The 23,058-nt window shown below is 61.7% G+C and carries 21 protein-coding genes; 17 read left to right on the top strand and 4 right to left on the bottom strand.

The genetic code is table 11. The features are described 5' to 3' along the window. Nucleotides 1–9: 9 nt before the first annotated feature. The 3 genes from kdpB to ACUTSC_RS09315 are packed head-to-tail and all read right to left on the bottom strand — an operon-like array spanning nt 10 to nt 3,883. A complete protein-coding gene (kdpB, locus tag ACUTSC_RS09325) occupies nt 10–2,079 on the bottom strand; it encodes a potassium-transporting ATPase subunit KdpB (protein WP_197766745.1) in 2,070 nt (689 codons plus the stop codon). A gap of 26 nt (nt 2,080–2,105) precedes the next feature. Next, nucleotides 2,106–3,794 carry a potassium-transporting ATPase subunit KdpA gene (gene kdpA, locus ACUTSC_RS09320; protein WP_197766744.1) on the bottom strand — a complete coding sequence of 563 codons (1,689 nt, stop codon included), beginning with the start codon at nt 3,792–3,794 and terminating at the stop codon, nt 2,106–2,108. Then, the gene (locus ACUTSC_RS09315) at nt 3,794–3,883 is read right to left on the bottom strand and encodes a K(+)-transporting ATPase subunit F (protein ID WP_016928742.1); all 90 of its coding nucleotides are present in this window, start codon (nt 3,881–3,883) and stop codon (nt 3,794–3,796) included. The genes kdpA and ACUTSC_RS09315 overlap by 1 nt, the downstream gene beginning before the upstream one ends. Nucleotides 3,884–4,324: 441 nt before the next feature. On the opposite strand from ACUTSC_RS09315, the gene ACUTSC_RS09310 reads away from it, so the two are divergent. The 12 genes from ACUTSC_RS09310 (at nt 4,325) to nei (ending at nt 14,623) form a co-directional block, all read left to right on the top strand. Then, complete coding sequence (locus ACUTSC_RS09310) at nt 4,325–4,534, top strand: YbfA family protein (protein WP_004939916.1); 210 nt, start codon at nt 4,325–4,327, stop codon at nt 4,532–4,534. 141 nt (nt 4,535–4,675) lie between these two features. Beyond that, a complete protein-coding gene (locus tag ACUTSC_RS09305) occupies nt 4,676–5,632 on the top strand; it encodes a YbgA family protein (protein ID WP_049234529.1) in 957 nt (318 codons plus the stop codon). 15 nt (nt 5,633–5,647) lie between these two features. Then, nucleotides 5,648–7,078 (top strand): deoxyribodipyrimidine photo-lyase, encoded by a 1,431-nt coding sequence (gene phrB / locus ACUTSC_RS09300; protein WP_197774004.1) that lies wholly within the window; start codon nt 5,648–5,650, stop codon nt 7,076–7,078. A 22-nt stretch (nt 7,079–7,100) separates the two neighbouring features. After that, entirely contained in the window at nt 7,101–8,081 is a 981-nt protein-coding gene (locus ACUTSC_RS09295; protein WP_038877517.1) for an MBL fold metallo-hydrolase, read from the top strand. Between the two features lie 18 nt (nt 8,082–8,099). After that, nucleotides 8,100–8,843, top strand: a complete 744-nt coding sequence (locus ACUTSC_RS09290) for a type 2 GTP cyclohydrolase I (RefSeq protein ID WP_025301873.1) — start codon at nt 8,100–8,102, stop codon at nt 8,841–8,843. A 159-nt stretch (nt 8,844–9,002) separates the two neighbouring features. Next, a complete protein-coding gene (gene pxpB, locus ACUTSC_RS09285; RefSeq protein WP_004939909.1) occupies nt 9,003–9,659 on the top strand; it encodes a 5-oxoprolinase subunit PxpB in 657 nt (218 codons plus the stop codon). Beyond that, nucleotides 9,653–10,585: a 5-oxoprolinase subunit PxpC gene (pxpC, locus tag ACUTSC_RS09280; protein WP_060423625.1), complete on the top strand. Its 933-nt coding sequence runs from the start codon at nt 9,653–9,655 to the stop codon at nt 10,583–10,585. The genes pxpB and pxpC overlap by 7 nt, the downstream gene beginning before the upstream one ends. Continuing rightward, entirely contained in the window at nt 10,575–11,315 is a 741-nt protein-coding gene (gene pxpA / locus ACUTSC_RS09275) for a 5-oxoprolinase subunit PxpA (RefSeq protein ID WP_445653286.1), read from the top strand. The genes pxpC and pxpA overlap by 11 nt, the downstream gene beginning before the upstream one ends. 62 nt (nt 11,316–11,377) lie before the next feature. Then, the gene (locus ACUTSC_RS09270; protein ID WP_016928734.1) at nt 11,378–12,109 is read left to right on the top strand and encodes a DUF969 domain-containing protein; all 732 of its coding nucleotides are present in this window, start codon (nt 11,378–11,380) and stop codon (nt 12,107–12,109) included. After that, nucleotides 12,106–13,125, top strand: coding sequence for a DUF979 domain-containing protein (locus ACUTSC_RS09265; RefSeq protein WP_049201994.1), 1,020 nt, complete (start codon nt 12,106–12,108; stop codon nt 13,123–13,125). The genes ACUTSC_RS09270 and ACUTSC_RS09265 overlap by 4 nt, the downstream gene beginning before the upstream one ends. An 8-nt stretch (nt 13,126–13,133) precedes the next feature. Further along, on the top strand, nt 13,134–13,778 hold the full coding sequence (pcp, locus tag ACUTSC_RS09260; RefSeq protein ID WP_049208633.1) for a pyroglutamyl-peptidase I: 645 nt from the start codon (nt 13,134–13,136) through the stop codon (nt 13,776–13,778). Between the two features lie 53 nt (nt 13,779–13,831). After that, nucleotides 13,832–14,623 (top strand): endonuclease VIII, encoded by a 792-nt coding sequence (gene nei, locus ACUTSC_RS09255; protein WP_197766741.1) that lies wholly within the window; start codon nt 13,832–13,834, stop codon nt 14,621–14,623. A 57-nt stretch (nt 14,624–14,680) separates the two neighbouring features. Here nei and ACUTSC_RS09250 read toward each other — a convergent pair whose 3' ends face one another. Next, on the bottom strand, nt 14,681–15,973 hold the full coding sequence (locus tag ACUTSC_RS09250; protein ID WP_016928730.1) for a citrate synthase: 1,293 nt from the start codon (nt 15,971–15,973) through the stop codon (nt 14,681–14,683). 730 nt (nt 15,974–16,703) lie between these two features. Here ACUTSC_RS09250 and sdhC point away from each other — a divergent pair. The 5 genes from sdhC to sucA all read left to right on the top strand — a co-directional run bounded on the left by sdhC (nt 16,704) and on the right by sucA (nt 23,017). Further along, a complete protein-coding gene (gene sdhC, locus ACUTSC_RS09245) occupies nt 16,704–17,093 on the top strand; it encodes a succinate dehydrogenase cytochrome b556 subunit (protein WP_004939893.1) in 390 nt (129 codons plus the stop codon). Then, nucleotides 17,087–17,434 carry a succinate dehydrogenase membrane anchor subunit gene (gene sdhD / locus ACUTSC_RS09240; RefSeq protein ID WP_004939891.1) on the top strand — a complete coding sequence of 116 codons (348 nt, stop codon included), beginning with the start codon at nt 17,087–17,089 and terminating at the stop codon, nt 17,432–17,434. The genes sdhC and sdhD overlap by 7 nt, the downstream gene beginning before the upstream one ends. Continuing rightward, nucleotides 17,435–19,201, top strand: a complete 1,767-nt coding sequence (sdhA, locus tag ACUTSC_RS09235; protein ID WP_060423638.1) for a succinate dehydrogenase flavoprotein subunit — start codon at nt 17,435–17,437, stop codon at nt 19,199–19,201. A gap of 16 nt (nt 19,202–19,217) precedes the next feature. Next, nucleotides 19,218–19,934 (top strand): succinate dehydrogenase iron-sulfur subunit, encoded by a 717-nt coding sequence (locus ACUTSC_RS09230; RefSeq protein ID WP_004939885.1) that lies wholly within the window; start codon nt 19,218–19,220, stop codon nt 19,932–19,934. 275 nt (nt 19,935–20,209) lie between these two features. Beyond that, nucleotides 20,210–23,017, top strand: a complete 2,808-nt coding sequence (gene sucA / locus ACUTSC_RS09225; RefSeq protein WP_004939884.1) for a 2-oxoglutarate dehydrogenase E1 component — start codon at nt 20,210–20,212, stop codon at nt 23,015–23,017. Nucleotides 23,018–23,058: the final 41 nt, after the last annotated feature.

Genomic DNA, 23,058 nt, shown 5'->3' with positions numbered 1-23,058 from the left:
CCTCAATGGTTAACCGGCGACGTGCAGCGCGACCAGAATCAGGTCGATCAGTTTGATGCCGACGAACGGCACCAGCAGGCCGCCGACCCCGTACAGCCACAGGTTGCGGCGCAGCAGGGCCGCGGCGCTCATCGGTTTATAGCTCACCCCTTTCAGCGCCAGCGGGATCAGGAACACGATCACCAGGGCGTTGAAGATCACCGCCGACATGATGGCGGAGGCCGGGGAGTGCAGGTGCATCACGTTCAGCGCGTTCAGCTGCGGATAGGTGGCCGCGAACGCCGCCGGAATGATGGCGAAGTATTTGGCCACGTCGTTGGCGATGCTGAAGGTGGTCAGCGAGCCGCGCGTCATCAGCATCTGTTTGCCGATGTGCACCACTTCGATCAGCTTGGTCGGGTTGGAATCCAGATCGACCATGTTGCCCGCCTCTTTGGCGGCCTGGGTGCCGGAGTTCATCGCCACCGCTACATCGGCCTGCGCCAGCGCCGGGGCGTCGTTGGTGCCGTCGCCGGTCATCGCCACCAGGCGGCCTTCCGCCTGGTACTGGCGGATCAGCGCCAGCTTGGCTTCCGGCGTGGCTTCCGACAGGAAGTCGTCCACCCCGGCTTCGGCGGCGATCGCCGCCGCGGTCAGTGGGTTATCGCCGGTGATCATCACCGTTTTGATGCCCATCTTGCGCAGCTCATTGAAGCGCTCCTTGATGCCGCCCTTGACGATATCCTTCAGCGCCACCACGCCCAGCACCCGAGCGCCTTCCGCCACCACCAGCGGTGTGCCGCCGGTGCGCGCCACGCTTTCTACCAGATCGTCCACCGCCCGCGGGAAGTGCCCCTGATTGGATTCGACGTGACGGCGAATGGCATCCACTGCGCCTTTACGGATCATGCGCTCCTGCACGTTGACGCCGCTCATGCGGGTCTGGGCGGAGAAGGGCACGAAGGTGGCGTTCAGCGCCTGCAGATCGCGTTCGCGCAGGTTGAATCGCTGTTTGGCCAACACCACGATGCTGCGGCCTTCCGGCGTTTCGTCCGCCAGTGAGGCCAGCTGCGCGGCATCCGCCAGCTCTTGCTCTTTCACGCCCGGTGCCGGCAGGAACTCCGAAGCCTGGCGGTTGCCCAGCGTGATGGTGCCGGTTTTATCCAGCAGCAGTACGTCCACGTCGCCGGCGGCTTCCACCGCGCGGCCGCTGGTGGCGATCACGTTGGCGCCGAGCATGCGGCTCATCCCGGCCACGCCGATGGCGGACAGCAGGCCACCGATGGTGGTGGGGATCAGACAGACCAGCAGCGCGACCAGCACGGTGATGGTGACCACGCTGCCGCTGCCGGCCGCTTCCACGCTGTATTGCGAGAACGGGAACAGGGTGGCGGTGGCCAGGACGAACACGATGGTCAGCGCCACCAGCAGGATAGTCAGTGCGATCTCGTTCGGCGTTTTGCGGCGTTTGGCGCCTTCCACCATGGCGATCATGCGATCGAGGAAGGTTTCCCCCGGGTTGACGCTGCACTGCACCACCAGCCAGTCGGACAGCACGCGGGTGCCGCCGGTGACCGAGGAGAAGTCGCCGCCGGACTCGCGGATCACCGGCGCGGATTCACCGGTGATGGCGCTTTCATCTACCGAGGCGCCGCCTTCCAGCACTTCGCCGTCGCACGGGACGGTGTCGCCGGCTTCCACCAGCACGATATCGCCCTTGCGCAGGCTGTCGGCGGCCACTTTCTCCGTGGCGCCGTCGCGGCGTGGGGCGGCCAGCTTTTTCGCCCAGCTGGTTTTCTTGGTGCCCTTCAGGCTTTCCGCCTGGGCCTTGCTGCGCCCTTCGGCCAGCGCTTCCGCGAAGTTGGCGAACAGCACGGTGAACCACAGCCACAGGGCGACGCTGCCGGTAAAAGCGGCGGCGCCGTCGGTTTGGCCGGTGAGGATCGCCAGCCAGATGGCGGTGGTCAGAATGCTGCCGATATACACCACGAACATCACCGGGTTGCGCCATTGAACGCGAGGGTCCAGTTTTTTCACCGCATCGATCAGCGCGGTGCGCACCAGGGCCGGTTCAAACAGCGCGCGTTGTTTGCGAGTCATCTCTTATTCTCTCTCTGTGACGTCGGTTAGTTTGCCAACCAAAGCTGCAAATGCTCGGCCACCGGGCCCAGCGCCAGCGCCGGCACGAAGGTCAGCGCGCCCACCAGCAACACGGTGCCGATCAGCAGGCCGATAAACAGCGGCCCATAGGTCGGCAGGGTGCCGTTGCCCGCCGGTTGGCGTTGTTTGGCGCTCAGCGAACCGGCGATCGCCAGCACCGGCAGGATCACCCCGAAGCGGCCGACAAACATGGCGAAGGCCAACAGCAGGTTGTAGAACGGCGTATTGACGCTCAACCCGGCGAAGGCGCTGCCGTTGTTGTTGGCGGCGGAGGACAGGGCGTACAGCACTTCGCTGAAGCCGTGAGCGCCCGGGTTGAGGATGCCGGCGCGGCCCGCGTCGGTGCCGATGGCCAGCGCGCTGCCCAGCAACACCAGCGTTGGCGTGACCAAGATCGCCAGCGCGGTCATCTTCATGTCGTAAACGTCGATTTTCTTGCCCAGATATTCCGGGGTGCGGCCGATCATCAGACCGGCGATAAACACCGTCAGCAGCACGAACAGCAGCATGCCGTACAGGCCGGAGCCGACGCCGCCGAACACCACTTCACCGATCTGCATCAGCCACATCGGCACCATGCCGCCCAGCGCGGTGAAAGAGTCGTGCATGGCGTTAACCGCCCCGCAGGACGCGGCGGTGGTCACCACCGAGAACAGGCTGGTGGCGAGAATGCCGAAGCGCGACTCTTTGCCTTCCATATTGATGTTGCTGTCGGCGCCCAGCGCGCTCAGGTGCGGGTTGCCCGCCAGTTCGGCGACCATCACCACCACCACCGCCACCACGAAGATCAGCGCCATCGCCCAGATCAGCGCATGGCCCTGGCGGTTTTCACCGGCCAACTGGCCGAAGGAGAAGCACAGCGCGCAGGGGATCAGGAAGATGGCCAGCATCTGCACGAAGTTGGTCAGCACGGTCGGGTTCTCGAACGGGTGCGCCGAGTTGGCGCCGAAGAAGCCGCCGCCGTTTGTGCCGAGCATCTTGATCGCTTCCTGCGAGGCCACCGGCCCCATCGGCAGCGTCTGCTGCGCGCCTTCGAGCGTGGTGAGGTGCAGGTAAGGCAGGAAGTTTTGCAGCGTGCCCTGGCTGACGAAGAACAGGGCGATCAGCAGCGCGATCGGCAGCAGCACATACAGCGTGATGCGGAACAGATCGGCCCAGGCGTTGCCGACGGTGTTGCCGGCGCGGCGGGTAAAGGCGCGGATCAGCGCAAAGGCCACGGCGATGCCGGTGGAGGCGGAGACGAAGTTCTGCACCGCCAGCCCGGCCATCTGGCTGAAATAGCTGAGGGCGCTTTCGCCGCTGTAGGCCTGCCAGTTGGTGTTGGTGACGAAGCTGACGGCGGTGTTGAGCGCCAGATCCCAGGAGAGGCCCGGGAAGCCTTGCGGGTTGAGCGGCAGCGAGCCCTGCGTCATCAGCAGGGCGAACAACAGCGCCAGGCCGAGCAGGTTGAACGCCAGGATCGCCAGCGCGTACTGCCACCAGTTCATCTCGGTGGCGCGGATGCCGCAGGCGCGCCAGACGCCGGCTTCTATCCCGCGCAGCGCAGGCAGCGGCTCACCTTCGATCAGGCGCGCCATAAAGCCGCCCAGCGGCCGGGCCAGCAGCAGAAGCACCAGCAGGAAGCTGGCGATCAGTAAAAAGGCTGAAGCCGCCATCAGAAATCCTCCGCGTTAAACAGGGCGTAGACCAGATAGGCCAACAGCAGCAGAACCAACAGCGCACCACCAATAACGCTGAAACTCACGGGACACCTCCAGAGGTGTTGTTTTTGATAGAGGCAGTGTAGGGAGAGGGGTAGAAAGAAGATGAAAAAATCGCGCGGGTGGGTGTAAAAAAAGTATAAAAATGGCTGAAATTTCAGCGGAAATTCAGCGCTTCAACCATCAGGCCGGTGGCGAGATTGCCCCTGATGGGGGAGTGAGAACGAGCGTAAGCGGGAAATAACCACCCGGATAATAACCACAATGTAACCAATGGTAAGTTAAAAATTAACCTGCATGTAACAAAATTACGGATCGCTGCGGCGATTAGCGATTTTTTGTGCGATTTAGTGGTCGGATGAGTAGTAAACTTTCATCAAGTGCGCTAAAATTTTGCTCAGTTACCAAATTACCGATTGTTCATTTGATACGCCGACGCCGTTTTCCCTGACAAATCAACGGCAGGCGTTTTTAAGGAGGTTCGCATGTCTACTACCTATCACGCTTATTCATTGCATCGGATTCTCCTGCGCCGCAGCGCAGTGGTTATCGCGGGCATTTTAGCCCTGCCGGTGATGCTGTTCCGCAGCGATCGCGGGCGTTTTTACAGCTACCTGCACCGCGTCTGGTCAAAAACCAGCGATAAGCCGGTCTGGCTGCAGCAGGCGGAACTGGCGTCCTGCGATTTCTACTGAGCCTCTGCCGATTCACGAAAAGCCCTCGCCCTGCGGCGGGGGTTTTTTTATGCCTATAGCCGCCCCTATCAAGCGCAAGGTCGTATTCGGCAAGCCATTCTTCTACACTTTCCTCATCGGCCAACAACACGGGAGAGCAGTATGAGCGACAAGATCCCTATCGGCATCAGCGCCTGTTTACTGGGCGACGCGGTGCGTTTCGACGGCGGCCACAAGCGGCTGGCCTTTGCGGTGGAGCAGTTGGCGCCCTATGTGCGCTTTGAGCCCGTTTGCCCGGAAATGGCGATCGGCCTGCCTACGCCGCGCCCGGCGCTGCGCCTGGTGAAACAGGCGCAGCCGTGGCCGGCGATGCGGTACAGCAACGACGCCGGCGTGGATCTGACCGAGGAGATGCGCGGCTTCTCCGCGCAGCGCGTGGCGGCCTTGCAGCATCTGTGCGGGTACATCGTCTGCGCCAAGTCACCGAGCTGCGGCCTGGAGCGGGTGCGGGTCTACAGCGAAAACGGCAAGGACTCGCGTAAAAACGGCGTCGGGTTGTTTACCGCCGAACTGCTGCGCCAGATGCCGTGGCTGCCGGTGGAAGAGGATGGACGATTGCAGGATGCGGCACTGCGGGAAAACTTTATCGAGCGGGTGTACGCGTTGTACGAACTGAACATGCTGTGGCGTCAGGGGTTGACCCGCGGCGGGCTGATCGCGTTTCACAGCCGCTACAAGCTGTCGCTGCTGGCGCATTCGCAGCCGGCGTACCGCGAGCTGGGGCGTTTCGTCGCCGATATTCACCGCTGGGATTCGCTGGAGGCCTTCGCCGTGGAATACCGCAGCCGCCTGATGGCGCTGTTGGCGCACAAGGCGACGCGCCGCAACCACACCAACGTGTTGATGCACGTGCAGGGCTATTTCCGCCGTCAGCTCAGCGCGGCGCAGCGCCAGGAGCTGGCGCACCTGATCGACCGCTACCGGCAGGGCATGCAACCGCTGCTGGCGCCGATTGCGCTGCTCAAGCATTACATGGCGGAATACCCCGATCGCTATCTGGCGGAACAACGCTATTTCGAACCTTATCCGGAGGCGCTGCGTTTGCGTTACGGCCATTGATTGACAAGGAGTTTTATGACCACGCATCTGGTCTGGTTGCGTAACGATCTGCGTATCACCGACAACAAAGCGCTGCACGCCGCCTGCAGCGATCCTGAAGCCCGGGTGCTGGCGGTGTTTATCGCCACGCCGCAGCAGTGGCGGCAACATGAGATGGCGCCGCGGCAGGCGGCGCTGATCCACGCCAGCCTGCAGGCGGTGCAGCAGGCGCTGGCGCACAAGGGCATTGCGCTGCATTGCCATGCCTGTGAGGACTTTGCCGCGTCGATCGACTGGCTGGCGGACTATTGTGAGCGGGAGCAGGTGGATGCGCTGTTTTACAACCGCCAGTACGAACTGAACGAACGGCGGCGCGATGCGCGGCTGGAGCAGCGGTTGAGCGGCCGGGTGAGGTGCCACGGTTTCGATGACAGCCTGCTGTTGCCGCCGGGCAGCGTGCTCACCGGCGGCGGCGAGATGTACAAGGTTTATACGCCGTTTCGCAACGCCTTTCTTCAGCGCCTGACCGAGTCCGACGTGAGTTGCCTGCCGGCGCCGAAGATCCGCGCCGGTGGCGCGTTGCCTGCGCCTGAGGCGCCGGCGGCGTTCGATTACCCCACGGCGGAGACTGGGGATGGTTATCCCGCCGGCGAGGAGGCCGCGTTGCAGCGGCTGCGCGCCTTTTGCCGCGAGCAGGTACAGGATTACCTCCGGCAGCGCGATCTGCCCGCCCTCGCCGGCACCAGTAGCCTGTCGCCCTATCTGGCGATCGGCGTACTGTCGCCGCGCCAGTGCTTCAACCGCCTGCGCGCCGAATGCCCGCAGCTGCTGGAAGATCGCGAAAGCGGTGCCTTCGCCTGGCTCAACGAGCTGATATGGCGCGAGTTCTATCGCCATCTGCTGGTGGCCTATCCCGATCTGTGCCGCCATCGGCCGTTTATTGCCTGGACGGACAAGGTGCGCTGGTGCGATGACGCGGCGAAGCTGCAGGCCTGGCGGCGGGGCGAGACCGGCTACCCGATCGTCGATGCCGCCATGCGCCAGCTCAACGCCACCGGCTGGATGCACAACCGGCTGCGCATGATCAGCGCCAGTTTTCTGGTGAAGGATCTGCTGATCGACTGGCGCGCCGGGGAGCGCTATTTCATGTCGCAACTGCTGGATGGGGATCTGGCGGCCAACAACGGCGGCTGGCAGTGGGCGGCCTCCACCGGCACCGACGCTGCGCCGTATTTCCGCATCTTCAACCCGACGACTCAGGGTGAACGTTTTGATCCACAAGGCACTTTTATCCGTAAATGGTTGCCGGAACTGGCGGATGTGCCCGACAATGACATCCATCACCCCCATCGCTGGGCGGAAAAGCAGCGATGCACGCTGAACTACCCGCTGCCGATCGTCGACCATAAGCAAGCCCGGCTGGAGACGCTGGCGGCGTTCGAGGCGGCAAAACGGGGAGAGTCTTGAGGCAACTGCAAGGAGCGATGCAATGATGAAAAAGGTGCTGGCCCTGTGCCTGAGCGGCTATTCGGCGCTGGCGATCGCCGGCTTTGACGTGGTGGCGCTCGGCGTCGACGGCGGCGTCAGCGACGGCAACCTGACCTCCTACCTGATCCGCAGCGACAATCAGCCGCGGTATGTGGCGCTGGACGCCGGTTCGCTGCTGCCGGGCATCGCCAAAGGGCTGGAGAAGGGCAGTTTCCCGCAGGTGACGCCCGAGCTGGCCGCGCCTTACACGCCGCAGGGCTATGTGTTCCGGCAGTTGATCGGCAGCTACTTTATCAGCCATGGCCACCTGGACCACGTGGCGGGGCTGATCGTCGGCTCACCCGAGGACAATAAAAAAACCGTTTACGCCCAGGCGGACACCGTACTGACCCTGCGCAATCACTACTTCAACTGGAAGGCGTGGCCGAACTTTACCGACGCCGGCAACGGCTCGCGGCTGGGTACCTACCGGCTGCAAACGGTGCGGCCGCAGCAGCGGTTTACCCTCGGTTTGACCGGATTGACCGGCGTGATGTACCCGCTCAGCCACGATCGCTATCCGTCGTCGATGCTGCTGATTTCCAACGGCAACGAGTTCTTCGCCTACTTCGGCGATACCGGGCCGGATAAGGTGGAGCAGTCGCGCGATCTCGATACCGTCTGGCGCGCGCTGGGGCCGCTTGTCGAGCAGAAGAAGCTCAAGGGCATGATTATCGAAACCTCTTACCCTAACGGGGTGGAGGATAAACATCTGTACGGCCATTTGACGCCAGCCTGGCTGCTGAAGGAGCTGAAGAACCTGACGCAGTACAGCGGCGGCGATGGCTCGCTGAACGGTTTGCCGGTGGTGATCAGCCACATCAAGCCCAGCCTGAAGCAGGGCGAAGACACGCGCGCCGCCATTGCGCAGCAGCTGGCGCAGGGCAACGATCTGGGCGTGAAATTCATCCTGATGGCGCAGGGCGACCGGCAGACATTTTGACTATGAAGAGAGAAGAGAATGCGTAACCTCGATCTGGAACAACTGATCAACACGGAACTGAACGCCGCGGCGTTTCAGGACTACGCCCCCAACGGATTGCAGGTAGAAGGCCGTCCGCACGTGCAGCGCATCGTGACCGGCGTCACCGCCTGTCAGGCGCTGCTGGACGCCGCGGTGGCGCATCAGGCCGACGCGATTATCGTGCACCACGGTTATTTCTGGAAAAACGAGGCGCCGGCGGTGCGCGGCATGAAGCGCAACCGCCTGAAAACGCTGCTAACCCACGATATCAACCTGTACGGCTACCATCTGCCGCTGGACGCGCATCCGGTGCTGGGCAACAACGCGCAGCTGGCGCAGGCGCTGGGCATTCGGGTGATTGGCGACGTCGAGCCGCTGGTGCCGCACGGCGAATTTGAACAGCCGCTGACCGGCGAAGCGCTGCAGCAGCGTATCGAAAGCCGGCTGGGGCGCGCGGTGCTGCACTGCGGCGATAACGCGCCTGAGCACATTCGCCGGGTGGCCTGGTGCACCGGCGGCGGCCAGGGCTTTATCGACAGCGCGGCGCGCTTCGGCGTCGATGCGTTCATCAGCGGTGAAGTGTCTGAGCAGACCATTCACAGCGCGCGCGAAATGGGCGTGCATTTCTTCGCCGCCGGCCACCACGCCACCGAGCGCGGCGGCGTGAAGGCGCTGGGCGACTGGCTGGCGCAGCACCACGGCTTTGATGTGACCTTTATCGATATCCCGAATCCCGCCTGATTTTTTTCTTCCCCGGATCCAGCCCGGCCTGTGCGCCGGCTGAATCCTTTTACCGCGCTATTTCCTTATTTTCCTTATGGTTGCGTTCTATTGACAGCCGGGGCCGCGTCACGCATAACTGGTATGTTTTTCATCGCGATAATAATAAGGAGAATAAGGGTGCAACAAGCACGTTATTACCTGTTGGGTGAAAGAGCGGTAGTGCTTGAACTGTCGCCGCCGGTGACTTTACCGAGCCAGCAGCGCATCTGGGCGCTGGCGGAAAAGCTGAATCACCACCCCGACGTGCGGGAAGTGGTGCCGGGTATGAATAACCTGACGCTGTTGCTGCATACGCCGCAGGCCGACGCCGAAGCGATGCTCGCATTGCTGCAGCAAGGTTGGGAAAGCAAAGAGAGCCTGACGCCGGAATCGCGCCAGGTGGATATTCCGGTGGTCTACGGCGGGGAGCAAGGCCCCGATCTGGATGAAGTGGCGCGCCATACCGGCATGACGCCGCGGCAGGTGGTGGAATGCCACGCGGCGGCGGCCTACGTGGTCTATTTCCTCGGCTTTCAGCCGGGTTTCTCCTATTTGGGCGGCATGCCGGAACAGCTGGCGACGCCGCGCCGCGCTGAGCCGCGTCTGGCGGTGGCGGCCGGCTCCGTCGGCATCGGCGGCGGCCAGACCGGCATCTATCCGCTGGTGACGCCCGGCGGCTGGCAGCTGATCGGCCGCACGCCGCTGGCGCTGTTCAATCCGCATGAAATGCCGCCGACGCTGCTGCGCCCGGGCGATAACGTGCGCTTCGTGCCGCAGAAGGAGGGCGTATGCTGATTATTCTGCGTGCCGGCATCTATACCACGGTGCAGGATTTGGGCCGCGAGGGATTCCGCCGCTTGGGCATCAGCACCGGCGGGGCGCTGGATCAACCGGCGTTGAAGATCGCCAACCTGCTGGTGGGCAATGCGCCTGAGGCCGCCGGGCTGGAGATCACCCTCGGCCAGTTCAGCGCCGAGTTTACCCGCCCTGGCTGGATCGCCCTGACCGGCGCCGGCTGCGACGCGCAGCTGGACGGCAAGCCGCTGTGGACCGGCTGGCGCTACCCGGTGAAAAAGGGGCAGCGGCTGGCGCTGGGCACGCCGAAACGCGGCATGCGCAGCTACCTGGCGATCTCGGGCGGCATCGCCGTGCCGGAAATGCTGGGCTCGTGCAGCACCGACATGAAAGCCGCCTTTGGCGGCCACGAAGGCCGTAATCTGAAGGACGGCGATCGGCTGCCGCTGGGCAAATCCACCGCGCTGCCGCAACACCGCTGCGGCGTGAAGCAGCTGCTGTTCACCAACCGCATCCGCGCGCTGCCGGGGCCGGAGTACGCTGAATTCAGCGAAGAGGCGCAGGACACGTTCTGGCGCACCGCCTGGCAGCTCAGCCCGCAGAGCAACCGCATGGGCTACCGCCTGCACGGCGGCACGCCGCTGGCGCGCACCACCGACCGCGAGATGCTGTCGCACGGCCTGCTGCCCGGCGTGGTGCAGGTGCCGCACAACGGCCAGCCGATCGTGCTGATGGCCGATGCGCAAACCACCGGCGGTTACCCGCGTATCGCCTGCGTGATCGAGGCCGATCTCTACCACTTGGCGCAGATCCGTCTCGGCGAACCGATCCACTTCGTTCTCTGCTCACTGACGGAGGCGCAGCGCGCCAAAGCCGAGCAGGATCTCTTCCTTCGACAGATTGCCTGGGGGTTACATGATCGTTGATTTGAACGCCGATCTCGGCGAAGGCTGCGCCAACGACCAGGCGCTGTTGCAATTGGTGAGCTCGGCCAACATCGCCTGCGGCTTCCACGCCGGCGATGCGCAGACCATGCGTCAGTCGGTGCGCTGGGCATTGCAGTACGGCGTGGCGATCGGCGCTCACCCGAGTTTTCCCGATCGGGAGAACTTCGGCCGCACCCGCATGCAGCTGCCGCCGGAAACGGTGTACGCGCAGGTGGTGTATCAGCTCGGGGCGCTGGCGGCCATCGCCCGCGCCGAGGGTGGGGTGATGGTGCACGTTAAGCCGCACGGCATGCTGTACAACCAGGCGGCGGTTGAGCCGGCGCTGGCGGAAGCGATCGCCCGGGCGGTGCAGACGGTCGATCCGGCGCTGCGGTTGGTGGGGCTGGCCGGCAGCGAGCTGATCCGCGCCGGGGAACAACTCGGTCTGACCACCCGGCAGGAGGTATTCGCCGATCGCGGCTATCAGGCCGACGGCACGCTGGTGCCGCGCGGTTTGCCGGGGGCGTTGATCGACGATGACGAACAGGCGCTGGCGCAAACGCTGGAGATGGTGCGCCATCACCGGGTGCGCAGCGTGGATGGCGTCTGGACCGCCGTTCAGGCGGAAACCGTCTGCCTGCATGGGGACGGCGAGCATGCGCTGGCGTATGCGCGCAAGCTGCGGGACAGTTTTGTTCAGCAGGGCATCCGCGTCAGCGCGGAGCAGTAAAGCGATAAAGCAAGACACAACATCACAAGCAAAAAACTATTAGAAAATATCGAGGGAAGACTATGGAACAGGCCGTGAATCTCTGGCCACTGATTGGCATCGCCGCCATCGTGGTCGGGTTTGTATTGCGTTTCAACCCGGTGCTGGTGGTGATCGCCGCCGGCATAATCACCGGTTTGGCGGCGCTGATGCCGCTGGACGTCATTCTGGAAAAGCTCGGCGAGGGCTTTCTCAACACCCGTAACCTGCCGCTGATCCTGCTGCTGCCGCTGGCGGTGATCGGCCTGCTGGAGCGCCACGGGCTGAAAGAGCGTGCGCAGGCGTGGATCGCCAAGATCAAAAGCGCCACCGCCGGCCGTCTGCTGATCGTCTACCTGTTCGTGCGCGAGATTACTGCAGCGATGGGGCTGACCAGCCTGGGCGGGCATCCGCAGATGGTGCGGCCGCTGCTGGCGCCGATGGCGGAAGGGGCGACGGAAAACCGCTACGGCGAGCTGCCGGAGCGCACGCGCCACCGTCTGCGCGCCATGTCGGCCGCGACCGACAACGTCGGGCTGTTCTTCGGCGAAGATATCTTCGTCGCCTTCGGCGCGATCATCTTCATGCACAACTTTATGCTGGAGTCCGGCGGCATTCAGACCGAGCCGCTGCATATCGCGCTGTGGGGCATTCCGACCGCGATTTTCGCTTTCCTGATCCACGCGTTCCGGCTGTATCGGATGGATAAGCAGCTGAGCGCCGAGCTGGCGCAGCTGAATCAGGCGGCGCTGCAGGCGAAGGGGGAGGCACGATGAACTTCCAGCAACAATATCTCTACTGGCTGGCCGGCGCGGTGCTGCTGATTGTGGCGGTGATGTCCTTCCGCGATCGCGCCAACCCGCGCCGCATCACCACCGGGCTGTTTTGGGGGCTGTACGGCCTGGTGTTCCTGGTCGGCGACTGGACTTACCGCCTGCTGGGCGACGTGCTGGGCGAAGGCAGCAACGAGAAACGCATGCTGCACATCATCGTTGGCGGAGTGGTGGTGGTGATGGCCCTGATTGCCGGCTTCGGCGGCGTGCGCCTCGGCAGCTATCATCAGCGGACGCCGCAGGAGCGCGAGGCCAGCGCCAAGCGACTGGGCAATAAGCTGTTTATCCCCGCTCTGGCGATCCCGGTGGTGACGGTGATCGGCGTGCTGCTGTTCAACAACGTGCCGGCGTTGCAAACCGCGGTGTTCGGCAGTGGTAACCACGCGACGCTGATCACCCTGTTCTCGATGACCGTCGGCTGCCTGATTGGCCTGGCGATCGCGGTGAAAATGACCCATGAGAAGGCCCTGCAGCCGATACAGGAAGCGCGGCGCCTGCTGGATTCGATCGGCTGGGCGTTCATTCTGCCGCAGATCCTTGCCACGCTGGGGCTGCTGTTTACCGTCGCCGGCGTTGGCACCGCGATCTCGCATTTGACCCAGGAGTATCTGGCGGTCGATAACCGCTTTATCGCCGTGGCAGTCTACGCTATCGGTATGGCGGTGCTGACCATGGTGATGGGCAACGCCTTCGCCGCCTTCCCGATCGTTACCGCCGGCATCGGCATTCCGATCCTGGTGTTGCAGCACGGCGGCAACCCGGCGGTGATGGCGGCGATCGGCATGTTCTCCGGCTATTGCGGCACCCTGATGACGCCGATGGCGGCGAACTTCAACATCGTGCCGGCGGCGCTGCTGGAGCTGCCGGACAAGAATGCGGTGATCAAGGCGCAGGTGCCGACCGGCGTGCTGCTGCTGTTGGTTAACGTGTTCCTGCTGTATTTCCTGATGTTCCTGTAGGAGTAAGGATGCAAAAAGTATTGATTACCGGCTTTGAGCCGTTTGGCGGCGAGCGCCTCAACCCCTCCTGGGAAGTGGTGAAGCAACTCAATGATATGGAGCTGGTCGGCGCGCGCATCGTGGCGCGCCAGCTGCCGTGCGTGTTCGGCGCGGCGCTGGACGCGCTCAATGCGGCGATCGACGAGGTGCAGCCGGTGATGGTGCTGGCTATCGGCCAGGCCGGCGGCCGCACCGACATCACGATTGAACGGGTGGCGATCAACGTCGACGACGCGCGTATCCCCGACAATCAGGGGCAGCAACCGGTGGATGAGCCGATCGTCGCCGGCGGTCCGGCGGCCTATTTCAGCACCTTGCCGATTAAAGCGATGGTCAGTTCGATGCGCGAGGCCGGCATTCCGGCCGCCGTTTCGCAGACCGCCGGCACCTACGTGTGCAACCATGTCATGTATGGCCTGCTGCACCGTTTGAGCGGCCAGCGCGAGGTCAAGGGCGGGTTTATCCATATCCCGTACCTGCCGGAGCAGGCGGCGGCACACCCCGGTGCGCCAAGCATGGCGGCCTCGACGGTGCTGTTTGCATTGGAGCTGGCCGTTTCCATCGCTTTGCAGGTGGAGCACGATCTGAAAGTGGTGGGCGGCGCGACGCATTAATCATGTCATCCCCGGTGCATCGGGCTGCGCCGGGTCTACGCAAGGAGTGGTCTATGCCGGAAGGACCGGAGATTCGCCGGGCGGCGGACAAACTGGCGGCGGCGGTGATCGATCAGCCGCTGACCGCCGTCGATTTCGCTTTTCCCCAGCTGAAACACTATCGCCAGCGTCTGCTCGGCGAGCGCATCGTCGCCATCGAGCCGCGCGGCAAGGCGCTGCTGACCCATTTCTCCAATGGGCTGACGATGTACAGCCATAACCAGCTGTACGGCGTGTGGAAAGTGGCGGCGGCCGGGGAGACGCCGGAGACCAGACGCGATCTGCGGGTGCGGCTGGAAACCGCCCACAGCGCGATATTACTTTACAGCGCTTCCGACATTACCGTCGGGCCGCGCGAGGAAATAGAGCAACACCCGTTTTTGCAACGCATCGGCCCCGACGTGTTGGACATGTCGCTGACGGTAGACGATGTGGCGGAGCGGTTGCTGACGCCGCGTTTTCGCCGCAGGCAGCTGGGGGGCATGCTGCTCGACCAGGCGTTTCTCGCCGGATTGGGCAATTATCTGCGCGCCGAAATCCTGTGGCAGGCCGAACTGGCGCCGCAGCACAAACCGCAGGATCTGACGCCAGAGGCGCTGCGTCGCCTGGCGGAGGCATTGCTGGCGGTGCCGCGCCTTTCTTACCAGACGCGCGGGCAGGCGGATGACAACCGGCATCACGGCGCGCTGTTTCGCTTCAAGGTATTTCATCGCAGCGGCGAGCCCTGCGAACGCTGCGGTGGGATGATCGTGCGTACCGAACTGTCGTCGCGGCCGTTTTATTGGTGCCCGGGCTGCCAGAAATAACCAAAAAAAACGCCGCCCGAAGGGGCGGCGCTGTGCGGTTTCAGCCGGGAAAGCGGCTTACTTGTTTTTCAGCTGGGATTTGAAATCGCGTTCGGCATAGCCGGTGTACAGCTGACGCGGACGGGCAATTTTGATGCCTTCGTCGTGCATTTCGTTCCAGTGGGCGATCCAGCCGATGGTGCGCGCGATGGCGAAGATCACGGTGAACATGGAAGAAGGAATGCCCATCGCCTTCAGGATGATGCCGGAGTAGAAGTCGACGTTCGGGTACAGTTTCTTCTCGATGAAGTACGGATCGTTCAGCGCGATGTGTTCCAGCTCCATCGCGACCTGCAGCAGGTTGTCGTCCTTCTTGTTCAGCTCTTTCAGCACTTCGTGACAGGTTTCGCGCATCACGGTAGCGCGCGGATCGTAGTTCTTGTACACGCGGTGGCCAAAGCCCATCAGGCGGAAGGAGTCGTTCTTGTCCTTGGCGCGCTTGATGAATTCCGGAATGTGCTCGACGGTCTTGATCTCTTCCAGCATTTTCAGCGCCGCTTCGTTGGCGCCGCCGTGCGCCGGTCCCCACAGGGAGGCGATGCCGGCCGCGATGCAGGCGAACGGGTTGGCGCCGGAAGAGCCGGCGGTGCGCACGGTCGAGGTAGAGGCGTTCTGCTCATGGTCGGCGTGCAGGATCAGAATGCGGTCCATGGCGCGTTCCAGCACCGGGTTCACCACGTACTCTTCGCACGGGGTGGCGAACATCATGTGCAGGAAGTTGCCGGCATAGGACAGATCGTTGCGCGGGTAAACGAACGGCTGGCCCAGGGAATATTTGTAGCACATCGCCGCCACGGTCGGCATTTTGGACAGCAGACGGAACGCGGTGATTTCACGGTGACGCTCGTTGTTGACGTCCAGCGCATCGTGGTAGAACGCCGCCAGCGCGCCGGTCACGCCGCACAGCACCGCCATCGGGTGCGAGTCACGACGGAAACCACGGAACAGATGGGTGATCTGGTCGTGGATCATGGTGTGGCGGGTGACGGTGGTCTTGAAGGTCTCGAACTCTTCCGGCGTCGGGGTCTCGCCGTACAGCAGGATGTAGCACACTTCCAGATAGGAAGATTCTTTCGCCAGCTGCTCGATAGGGAAGCCGCGGTGCAGCAGCACGCCTTTGTCGCCGTCGATGAAGGTAATCTTGGATTCGCAAGAAGCGGTGGAGGTAAAGCCGGGATCAAATGTGAAATAACCTTTGGAACCCAGAGCGCGGACATCGAGGACATCAGGGCCCAGTGTCGGTGTCAATACGCCCAGTTCGATCGGAGCTTCGCTGTCGTTAATGGTTAGCGTCGCTTTCTTATCAGTCATTTACTGTCTCCTTAGCGCCTTATTTTAAAAACCACTAACAACTGAAATACCTTAAATCTCTGCAGGTTGCCCGCAAAAAAATGGTGCGGACGCTAACTCTGTGAGCGACTGCGCAACTGTGCGCGGGTAGGGTACAGAGTGCTGACCAGGCGAACGAGACGGGTGACCAGTTGTTAACGATTCATAGTAATTCGTTATAGTCTGTTAATCTTACCTATGAGCTGTTCGAAGAGATGTGAACCTATCCCAATAATCTGTTTTTATTTGCTTTATTTGCTTTTTGACGCCGGCAAAATCGAGCGGGAAACAACGGCTATTGGGATAGGTTCGTCAAATACACTGTTGCATAACTCGAACCCGGGGGGAAGTGTATCTGCTGACCCATAGCGCATCATAGGACCGTTTGTGCCCCTATATGTAATGGAAATGTTGATCTCTTGTCAAATCAGATAATTAATTTTGCACTAATTGTGAAATCCGTGATCTGAATCACTGTTCGGGGGAAATGTTATCAAAGCGGTTGTATGAGAATTGTAATCAGAATGTGATCCTCCTATACTGCCGCCAGGTCTCCGGATTACCCTGAAGTAGGAGCACCCAGCGTTATAAATGCGCGCCGTTTGAGCACAGAGGATGTTGATGTTTGAGCGCGTGACGTGTAAGGGTTTTAGGCTCTTAACGCTGTCTGATCCCCGCCCAGGCCCGGAGGAAGGAAAATAATAAGAGCTGTGTGGGCAAATACGTGAAAAAACAACGACCTGTCAACTTGGATCTGCAAACGATCCGGTTCCCTGTAACTGCGATAGCGTCTATCTTACACCGAGTCTCTGGCGTAATTACCTTCGTTGCCGTGGGTATCCTCCTCTGGCTGCTGGGCCTGTCACTCTCTTCCCAAGAGGGGTTCCTGCAGGCGGCCGCCATCATGAATAGCTTCATCGTCAAATTCATATTCTGGGGCATCCTCACGGCGCTGGCCTATCACATTTGCGGTGGCATCCGTCACTTGTTAATGGATTTTGGCTACATCGAAGAGAGTTTGGCCGCCGGTACCCGTTCCGCCCAGGTGGCGATCGGTCTGACCGTCGTGCTGTCAGTTCTGGCTGGAGTCCTCGTATGGTAAACAACGTTTCTGCATTAGGGCGCAACGGCGTGCACGATTGGCTGCTGCTGCGCGCTTCCGCTATCATCATCACCCTGTACGTCCTGTATATCCTGGGCTTCTTCGTCACGGCCCCGGAACTCACTTATGACATCTGGCGCGGTTTCTTCGCCACTTCCATTACGAAAGTGTTCACTCTGCTGACCTTGCTGTCGATTCTGGTGCACGCCTGGATCGGGCTGTGGCAGGTGCTGACGGACTACGTCAAGCCGCTGGCGGTTCGCCTGGTGCTGCAGCTGGCTGTCGTGGTCGCGTTGCTGGTCTATTTACTGTACGGAACAATCGTAGTGTGGGGTGCTTAAATGAAACTGCCAGTCAGAGAGTTTGATGCCGTCGTAATCGGCGCCGGCGGCGCGGGCATGCGTGCCGCGCTGCAAATTTCCCAAGCGGGCTCGACCTGTGCCCTGCTGTCCAAAGTTTTCCCGACCCGTTCCCATACCGTGTCCGCACAGGGCGGCATCACCGTCGCGCTGGGCAACAGCCACGAGGACAACTGGGAATGGCATATGTACGACACGGTGAAAGGTTCCGACTATATCGGTGACCAGGACGCCATCGAATATATGTGTAAAACCGGCCCGGAAGCGATTCTGGAACTGGAACACATGGGCCTGCCGTTCTCTCGTCTGGACGACGGCCGCATCTATCAGCGCCCGTTCGGCGGCCAGTCGCTGAACTTCGGCGGCGAGCAGGCGGCGCGTACCGCAGCCGCAGCCGACCGTACCGGCCACGCGCTGCTGCACACCCTGTACCAACAGAACCTGAAAAACCACACCACCATCTTCTCCGAGTGGTATGCGCTGGATCTGGTGAAAAACCAGGACGGCGCGGTGGTCGGCACCACGGCTATCTGCATCGAAACCGGTGAAGTGGTTTACTTCAAAGCCAAGGCCACCGTGCTGGCGACCGGCGGCGCAGGCCGTATTTACCAGTCCACCACCAACGCCCACATCAACACCGGTGACGGTGTCGGCATGGCGCTGCGCGCCGGCGTGCCGGTGCAGGACATGGAAATGTGGCAGTTCCACCCGACCGGCATCGCCGGCGCGGGCGTGCTGGTGACCGAAGGCTGCCGCGGCGAAGGCGGTTACCTGCTGAACAAACACGGTGAGCGCTTCATGGAGCGTTATGCGCCGAACGCCAAAGATCTGGCGGGCCGCGACGTGGTTGCCCGTTCGATCATGATCGAAATCCGCGAAGGCCGCGGCTGCGACGGTCCTTGGGGCCCGCACGCCAAGCTGAAGCTGGATCACCTGGGTAAAGACGTGCTGGAATCCCGTCTGCCGGGCATTCTGGAACTGTCCCGCACCTTCGCGCACGTCGATCCGGTGAAAGAGCCGATCCCGGTTATCCCAACCTGTCACTATATGATGGGCGGCATTCCGACCAAAGTGACCGGCCAGGCGCTGACCGTGAACGAGAAAGGCGAAGACGTGGTGATCCCGGGGCTGTTCGCCGTGGGCGAAATCGCCTGCGTATCGGTGCACGGCGCCAACCGCTTGGGCGGCAACTCGCTGCTCGACCTGGTGGTGTTCGGCCGTTCCGCCGGCATGCACCTGCAGGAATCGCTGGAAGAGCAGGGCGTGAGCCGTGACGCCAGCGACTCCGACGTGGAAGCCTCGCTGGATCGTCTGAACCGTTGGAACAACACCCGTTCCGGCGAAGACCCGGTCGAAATTCGCAAAGCGCTGCAGTCTTGCATGCAGCACAACTTCTCGGTATTCCGCGAAGGCGATGCGATGGCCAAGGGCCTGGAAGAACTGAAAGTGATCCGTGAACGTCTGAAGAACGCACGCCTGGACGATACCTCCAGCGAGTTCAACACCCAGCGCATCGAGTGCCTGGAGTTGGATAACCTGATGGAGACCGCGTATTCCACCGCCGTGTCGGCCAACTTCCGTACCGAGAGCCGTGGCGCACACAGCCGCTTCGACTACCCGGAACGCGATGACGCCAACTGGCTGTGCCATTCGCTGTATCTGCCGCAATCGGAAAGCATGACGCGTCGTGAAGTGAACATGCAACCGAAGCTGCGCCCGGCATTCCCGCCGAAAGTGCGTTCTTACTAATTGCGGAGATCGACAGATGAAACTCGAATTTTCCATTTATCGCTACAACCCGGATGTCGATGACGCGCCGCACATGCAGGACTACACCCTGGAAGCGGAAGAAGGTCGCGACATGATGCTGCTGGATGCGTTGATCCAGCTGAAAGAAAAAGATCCGACCCTGTCGTTCCGTCGCTCATGCCGCGAAGGCGTGTGCGGTTCCGATGGCCTGAACATGAACGGTAAAAACGGCCTGGCGTGCATCACCCCGATTTCGTCACTGCGCAAAGGCAACGGCAAGATCGTGATCCGTCCGCTGCCGGGTCTGCCGGTGGTGCGCGATCTGGTGGTGGATATGGGCCAGTTCTACACCCAGTATGAAAAGATCAAGCCATACCTGCTGAACGACGGCAAGAACCCGCCGGCGCGCGAGCACCTGCAGTCGCCGGAGCAGCGCGCCAAGCTGGACGGTCTGTACGAGTGCATTCTGTGCGCCTGCTGCTCGACCTCTTGCCCATCGTTCTGGTGGAACCCGGACAAGTTCATCGGGCCTGCCGGTCTGTTGGCGGCGTATCGCTTCCTGATCGACAGCCGTGACACGGAAACGCAAGAACGTTTAGATGATCTGGACGACGCTTTTAGTGTTTTCCGCTGCCATAGCATTATGAATTGTGTCAGTGTATGTCCTAAAGGCTTGAACCCGACGCGTGCGATCGGGCATATCAAGTCCATGCTGCTGCAACGCGGCGCATAAACGGAATGAGATGCTGCGCCGGGCTCTTTTCCGGCGCACATCCCATAGGGGAGGGAACCTCTAAAAACTGACCCGCGGCTGCGGCGCTATGCAGCCTGGTTCTTCCGCCGGTTTTTAGAGGTTCCTTGTAAGGGACCGCAAGGTCCATAACAGAACGTATCGGGCCGTCATGGCCGCAAGTACGTCGAGTGAACCGTTTTACGGCAAACCGTATTCATCACGGTAATTATGTTAACCACGGCGAAAACTAAAGCTTCAAAGCTTAAGGGATCATGATGCAGAACGGCGCAATGAAGGCCTGGCTGGATTCCTCCTATCTGGCGGGCGCGAACCAGTCTTACATAGAGCAGCTCTATGAAGACTTCTTAACCGATCCGGGTTCCGTTGAAGATAGCTGGCGTTCCATTTTTCAACAGCTACCAACCGCGGGTGTCAAACCCGATCAGCTTCACTCTCAAACGCGCGATTACTTCCGCCGCCTGGCGAAAGACTCCGCGCGCTACAATACCACCATCACCGATCCGGAAACCGACGCCAAACAGGTCAAGGTACTGCAGCTGATCAACGCCTTCCGCTTCCGCGGGCATCAGCATGCCAACCTCGATCCGCTCGGCCTGTGGCAGCGCGAGCAAGTTCCTGACCTTGATCCCGCTTACCACAACCTGACCGAAGCCGATTTCCAGGAAACCTTCAACGTGGGCTCTTTCGCCATCGGCAAAGAAACCATGAAGCTGGGCGATCTGTACGCGGCGCTGAAGCAGACCTATTGCGGGTCGATCGGCGCTGAGTACATGCACATCACCAACACCGAAGAGAAACGCTGGATCCAGCAGCGCATCGAGTCGGTGGTGGGGCGCGCCAGCTTTACCGCCGACGAAAAACGCCGTTTCCTGAACGAGCTGACCGCGGCAGAAGGCCTGGAACGTTACCTGGGCGCCAAATTCCCGGGTGCCAAACGCTTCTCGCTGGAAGGCGGCGACGCGCTGGTGCCGATGCTGAAAGAGATGGTGCGCCACGCCGGTAAGAACGGCACGCGCGAAGTGGTGTTGGGCATGGCCCACCGCGGCCGTCTGAACGTGCTGATCAACGTGCTGGGCAAAAAGCCGGCCGACCTGTTCGACGAATTCGCCGGCAAGCATAAAGAACACCTCGGCACCGGTGACGTGAAATATCACCAGGGCTTCTCTTCCGACGTGGAAACCGAAGGCGGCATGGTTCACCTGGCGCTGGCGTTCAACCCGTCGCACCTGGAGATCGTCAGCCCGGTGGTCATGGGTTCGGTACGTGCCCGTCGCGATCGTCTGGACGAAGCGCGCAGCAACATGGTGCTGCCGATCACCATCCACGGTGACGCCGCCATCACCGGCCAGGGCGTGGTTCAGGAAACCCTGAACATGTCTCAGGCTCGCGGCTACGAAGTGGGCGGCACTGTGCGTATCGTCATCAACAACCAGGTTGGTTTCACCACCTCCAACCCGCTGGATGCGCGCTCTACCGAATACTGCACCGACATCGCCAAAATGGTTCAGTCGCCGATCTTCCACGTTAACGCGGACGATCCGGAGGCCGTGGCCTTCGTCACCCGCCTGGCGTTGGATTTCCGTAACACCTTTAAGCGTGACGTGATGATCGATCTGGTCTGCTACCGTCGCCATGGGCACAACGAGGCCGACGAGCCGAGCGCCACCCAGCCGGTGATGTATCAGAAGATCAAGAAACACCCTACGCCGCGCAAAATCTACGCTGACGTTCTGACCGAGCAGAAAGTGGCCAGCCTGGAAGATGCCACGGAAATGGTCAACCTGTACCGCGACGCGCTCGACCGCGGCGATTGTGTGGTTGAAGAATGGCGTCCGATGAACCTGCACTCCTTCACCTGGTCACCGTACCTGAACCACGAGTGGGACGAAGAGTACCCGAGCAAGGTTGAGATGAAGCGCCTGCAGGAGCTGGGCCGCCGCATCAGCACCGTGCCGGAAGCGATCGAAATGCAGTCGCGCGTGGCGAAAATCTACGCGGACCGCGCCGAGATGGCGGCGGGCAACAAGCCGTTCGACTGGGGCGCCGCCGAAACGCTGGCCTACGCGACCATGGCGGATGAAGGCATTCCAATCCGCATCTCCGGCGAAGACGCCGGCCGCGGTACCTTCTTCCACCGCCACGCGGTGGTGCACAACCAGAAAAACGGTTCCGTCTACGTTCCGCTGGCGAACATACACAGCGGCCAGGGCGAATTCAAGGTCTGGGACTCCGTGCTGTCCGAAGAAGCGGTGCTGGCGTTCGAATACGGCTACGCGACGGCGGAACCGCGCACGCTGACCATCTGGGAAGCGCAGTTCGGCGACTTCGCCAACGGCGCGCAGGTCGTTATCGACCAGTTCATCAGCTCCGGCGAGCAAAAATGGGGCCGTATGTGCGGCCTGGTGATGCTGCTGCCGCACGGCTATGAAGGCCAGGGCCCAGAGCACTCTTCCGCGCGTCTGGAACGCTATCTGCAGCTGTGCGCAGAGCAGAACATGCAGGTGTGCGTCCCGTCCACGCCGGCGCAGGTTTACCATATGCTGCGTCGTCAGGCGCTGCGCGGTATGCGCCGTCCGCTGGTGGTGATGTCGCCGAAGTCGCTGCTGCGTCACCCGCTGGCGATTTCTTCGCTGGACGAACTGGCCAACGGCACCTTCCTGCCGGCGATCGGCGAGATCGACGACTTGGATCCGAAAGCGGTCAAGCGCGTCGTGCTGTGCTCCGGTAAGGTCTACTACGACCTGCTGGAACAGCGTCGCAAGAACGAGCAGAAAGACGTGGCCATCGTGCGTATCGAGCAGCTGTATCCGTTCCCGCATCAGGCCGTGCAGGCCGTGCTGGAGCAATACTCGCACGTGCATGATTTCGTCTGGTGTCAGGAAGAGCCGCTGAACCAGGGCGCCTGGTACTGCAGCCAACATAACTTCCGTGAAGTGGTGCCGTTCGGGGCTTCTTTACGCTACGCAGGACGTCCGGCCTCCGCTTCTCCGGCGGTGGGCTATATGTCCGTACACCAGAAGCAGCAGCAGGCTCTGGTGAACGACGCGCTGAATATTGACTAATGTTCGCTCGCTTGCCGGCCGAGGGGCCGGCAAGCAGATGA

The sequence above is a fragment of the Serratia sp. TSA_105.2 genome (genome assembly GCF_052692115.1).
Note: the sequence above shows the minus strand (reverse complement) of the source record. Positions and strands in the feature narration are given on the sequence as shown.

What these genes read in the sequence shown, in the direction of transcription:
- kdpB (WP_197766745.1), bottom strand. Translation starts at nt 2,079, where the DNA reads ATGACTCGCAAACAACGCGCGCTGTTTGAACCGGCCCTGGTGCGCACC.
- kdpA (WP_197766744.1), bottom strand. Translation starts at nt 3,794, where the DNA reads ATGGCGGCTTCAGCCTTTTTACTGATCGCCAGCTTCCTGCTGGTGCTT.
- ACUTSC_RS09310 (WP_004939916.1), top strand. Translation starts at nt 4,325, where the DNA reads ATGTCTACTACCTATCACGCTTATTCATTGCATCGGATTCTCCTGCGC.
- ACUTSC_RS09305 (WP_049234529.1), top strand. Translation starts at nt 4,676, where the DNA reads ATGAGCGACAAGATCCCTATCGGCATCAGCGCCTGTTTACTGGGCGAC.
- phrB (WP_197774004.1), top strand. Translation starts at nt 5,648, where the DNA reads ATGACCACGCATCTGGTCTGGTTGCGTAACGATCTGCGTATCACCGAC.
- ACUTSC_RS09295 (WP_038877517.1), top strand. Translation starts at nt 7,101, where the DNA reads ATGATGAAAAAGGTGCTGGCCCTGTGCCTGAGCGGCTATTCGGCGCTG.
- ACUTSC_RS09290 (WP_025301873.1), top strand. Translation starts at nt 8,100, where the DNA reads ATGCGTAACCTCGATCTGGAACAACTGATCAACACGGAACTGAACGCC.
- pxpC (WP_060423625.1), top strand. Translation starts at nt 9,653, where the DNA reads ATGCTGATTATTCTGCGTGCCGGCATCTATACCACGGTGCAGGATTTG.
- pxpA (WP_445653286.1), top strand. Translation starts at nt 10,575, where the DNA reads ATGATCGTTGATTTGAACGCCGATCTCGGCGAAGGCTGCGCCAACGAC.
- ACUTSC_RS09270 (WP_016928734.1), top strand. Translation starts at nt 11,378, where the DNA reads ATGGAACAGGCCGTGAATCTCTGGCCACTGATTGGCATCGCCGCCATC.
- ACUTSC_RS09265 (WP_049201994.1), top strand. Translation starts at nt 12,106, where the DNA reads ATGAACTTCCAGCAACAATATCTCTACTGGCTGGCCGGCGCGGTGCTG.
- pcp (WP_049208633.1), top strand. Translation starts at nt 13,134, where the DNA reads ATGCAAAAAGTATTGATTACCGGCTTTGAGCCGTTTGGCGGCGAGCGC.
- nei (WP_197766741.1), top strand. Translation starts at nt 13,832, where the DNA reads ATGCCGGAAGGACCGGAGATTCGCCGGGCGGCGGACAAACTGGCGGCG.
- ACUTSC_RS09250 (WP_016928730.1), bottom strand. Translation starts at nt 15,973, where the DNA reads ATGACTGATAAGAAAGCGACGCTAACCATTAACGACAGCGAAGCTCCG.
- sdhD (WP_004939891.1), top strand. Translation starts at nt 17,087, where the DNA reads ATGGTAAACAACGTTTCTGCATTAGGGCGCAACGGCGTGCACGATTGG.
- sdhA (WP_060423638.1), top strand. Translation starts at nt 17,435, where the DNA reads ATGAAACTGCCAGTCAGAGAGTTTGATGCCGTCGTAATCGGCGCCGGC.
- ACUTSC_RS09230 (WP_004939885.1), top strand. Translation starts at nt 19,218, where the DNA reads ATGAAACTCGAATTTTCCATTTATCGCTACAACCCGGATGTCGATGAC.
- sucA (WP_004939884.1), top strand. Translation starts at nt 20,210, where the DNA reads ATGCAGAACGGCGCAATGAAGGCCTGGCTGGATTCCTCCTATCTGGCG.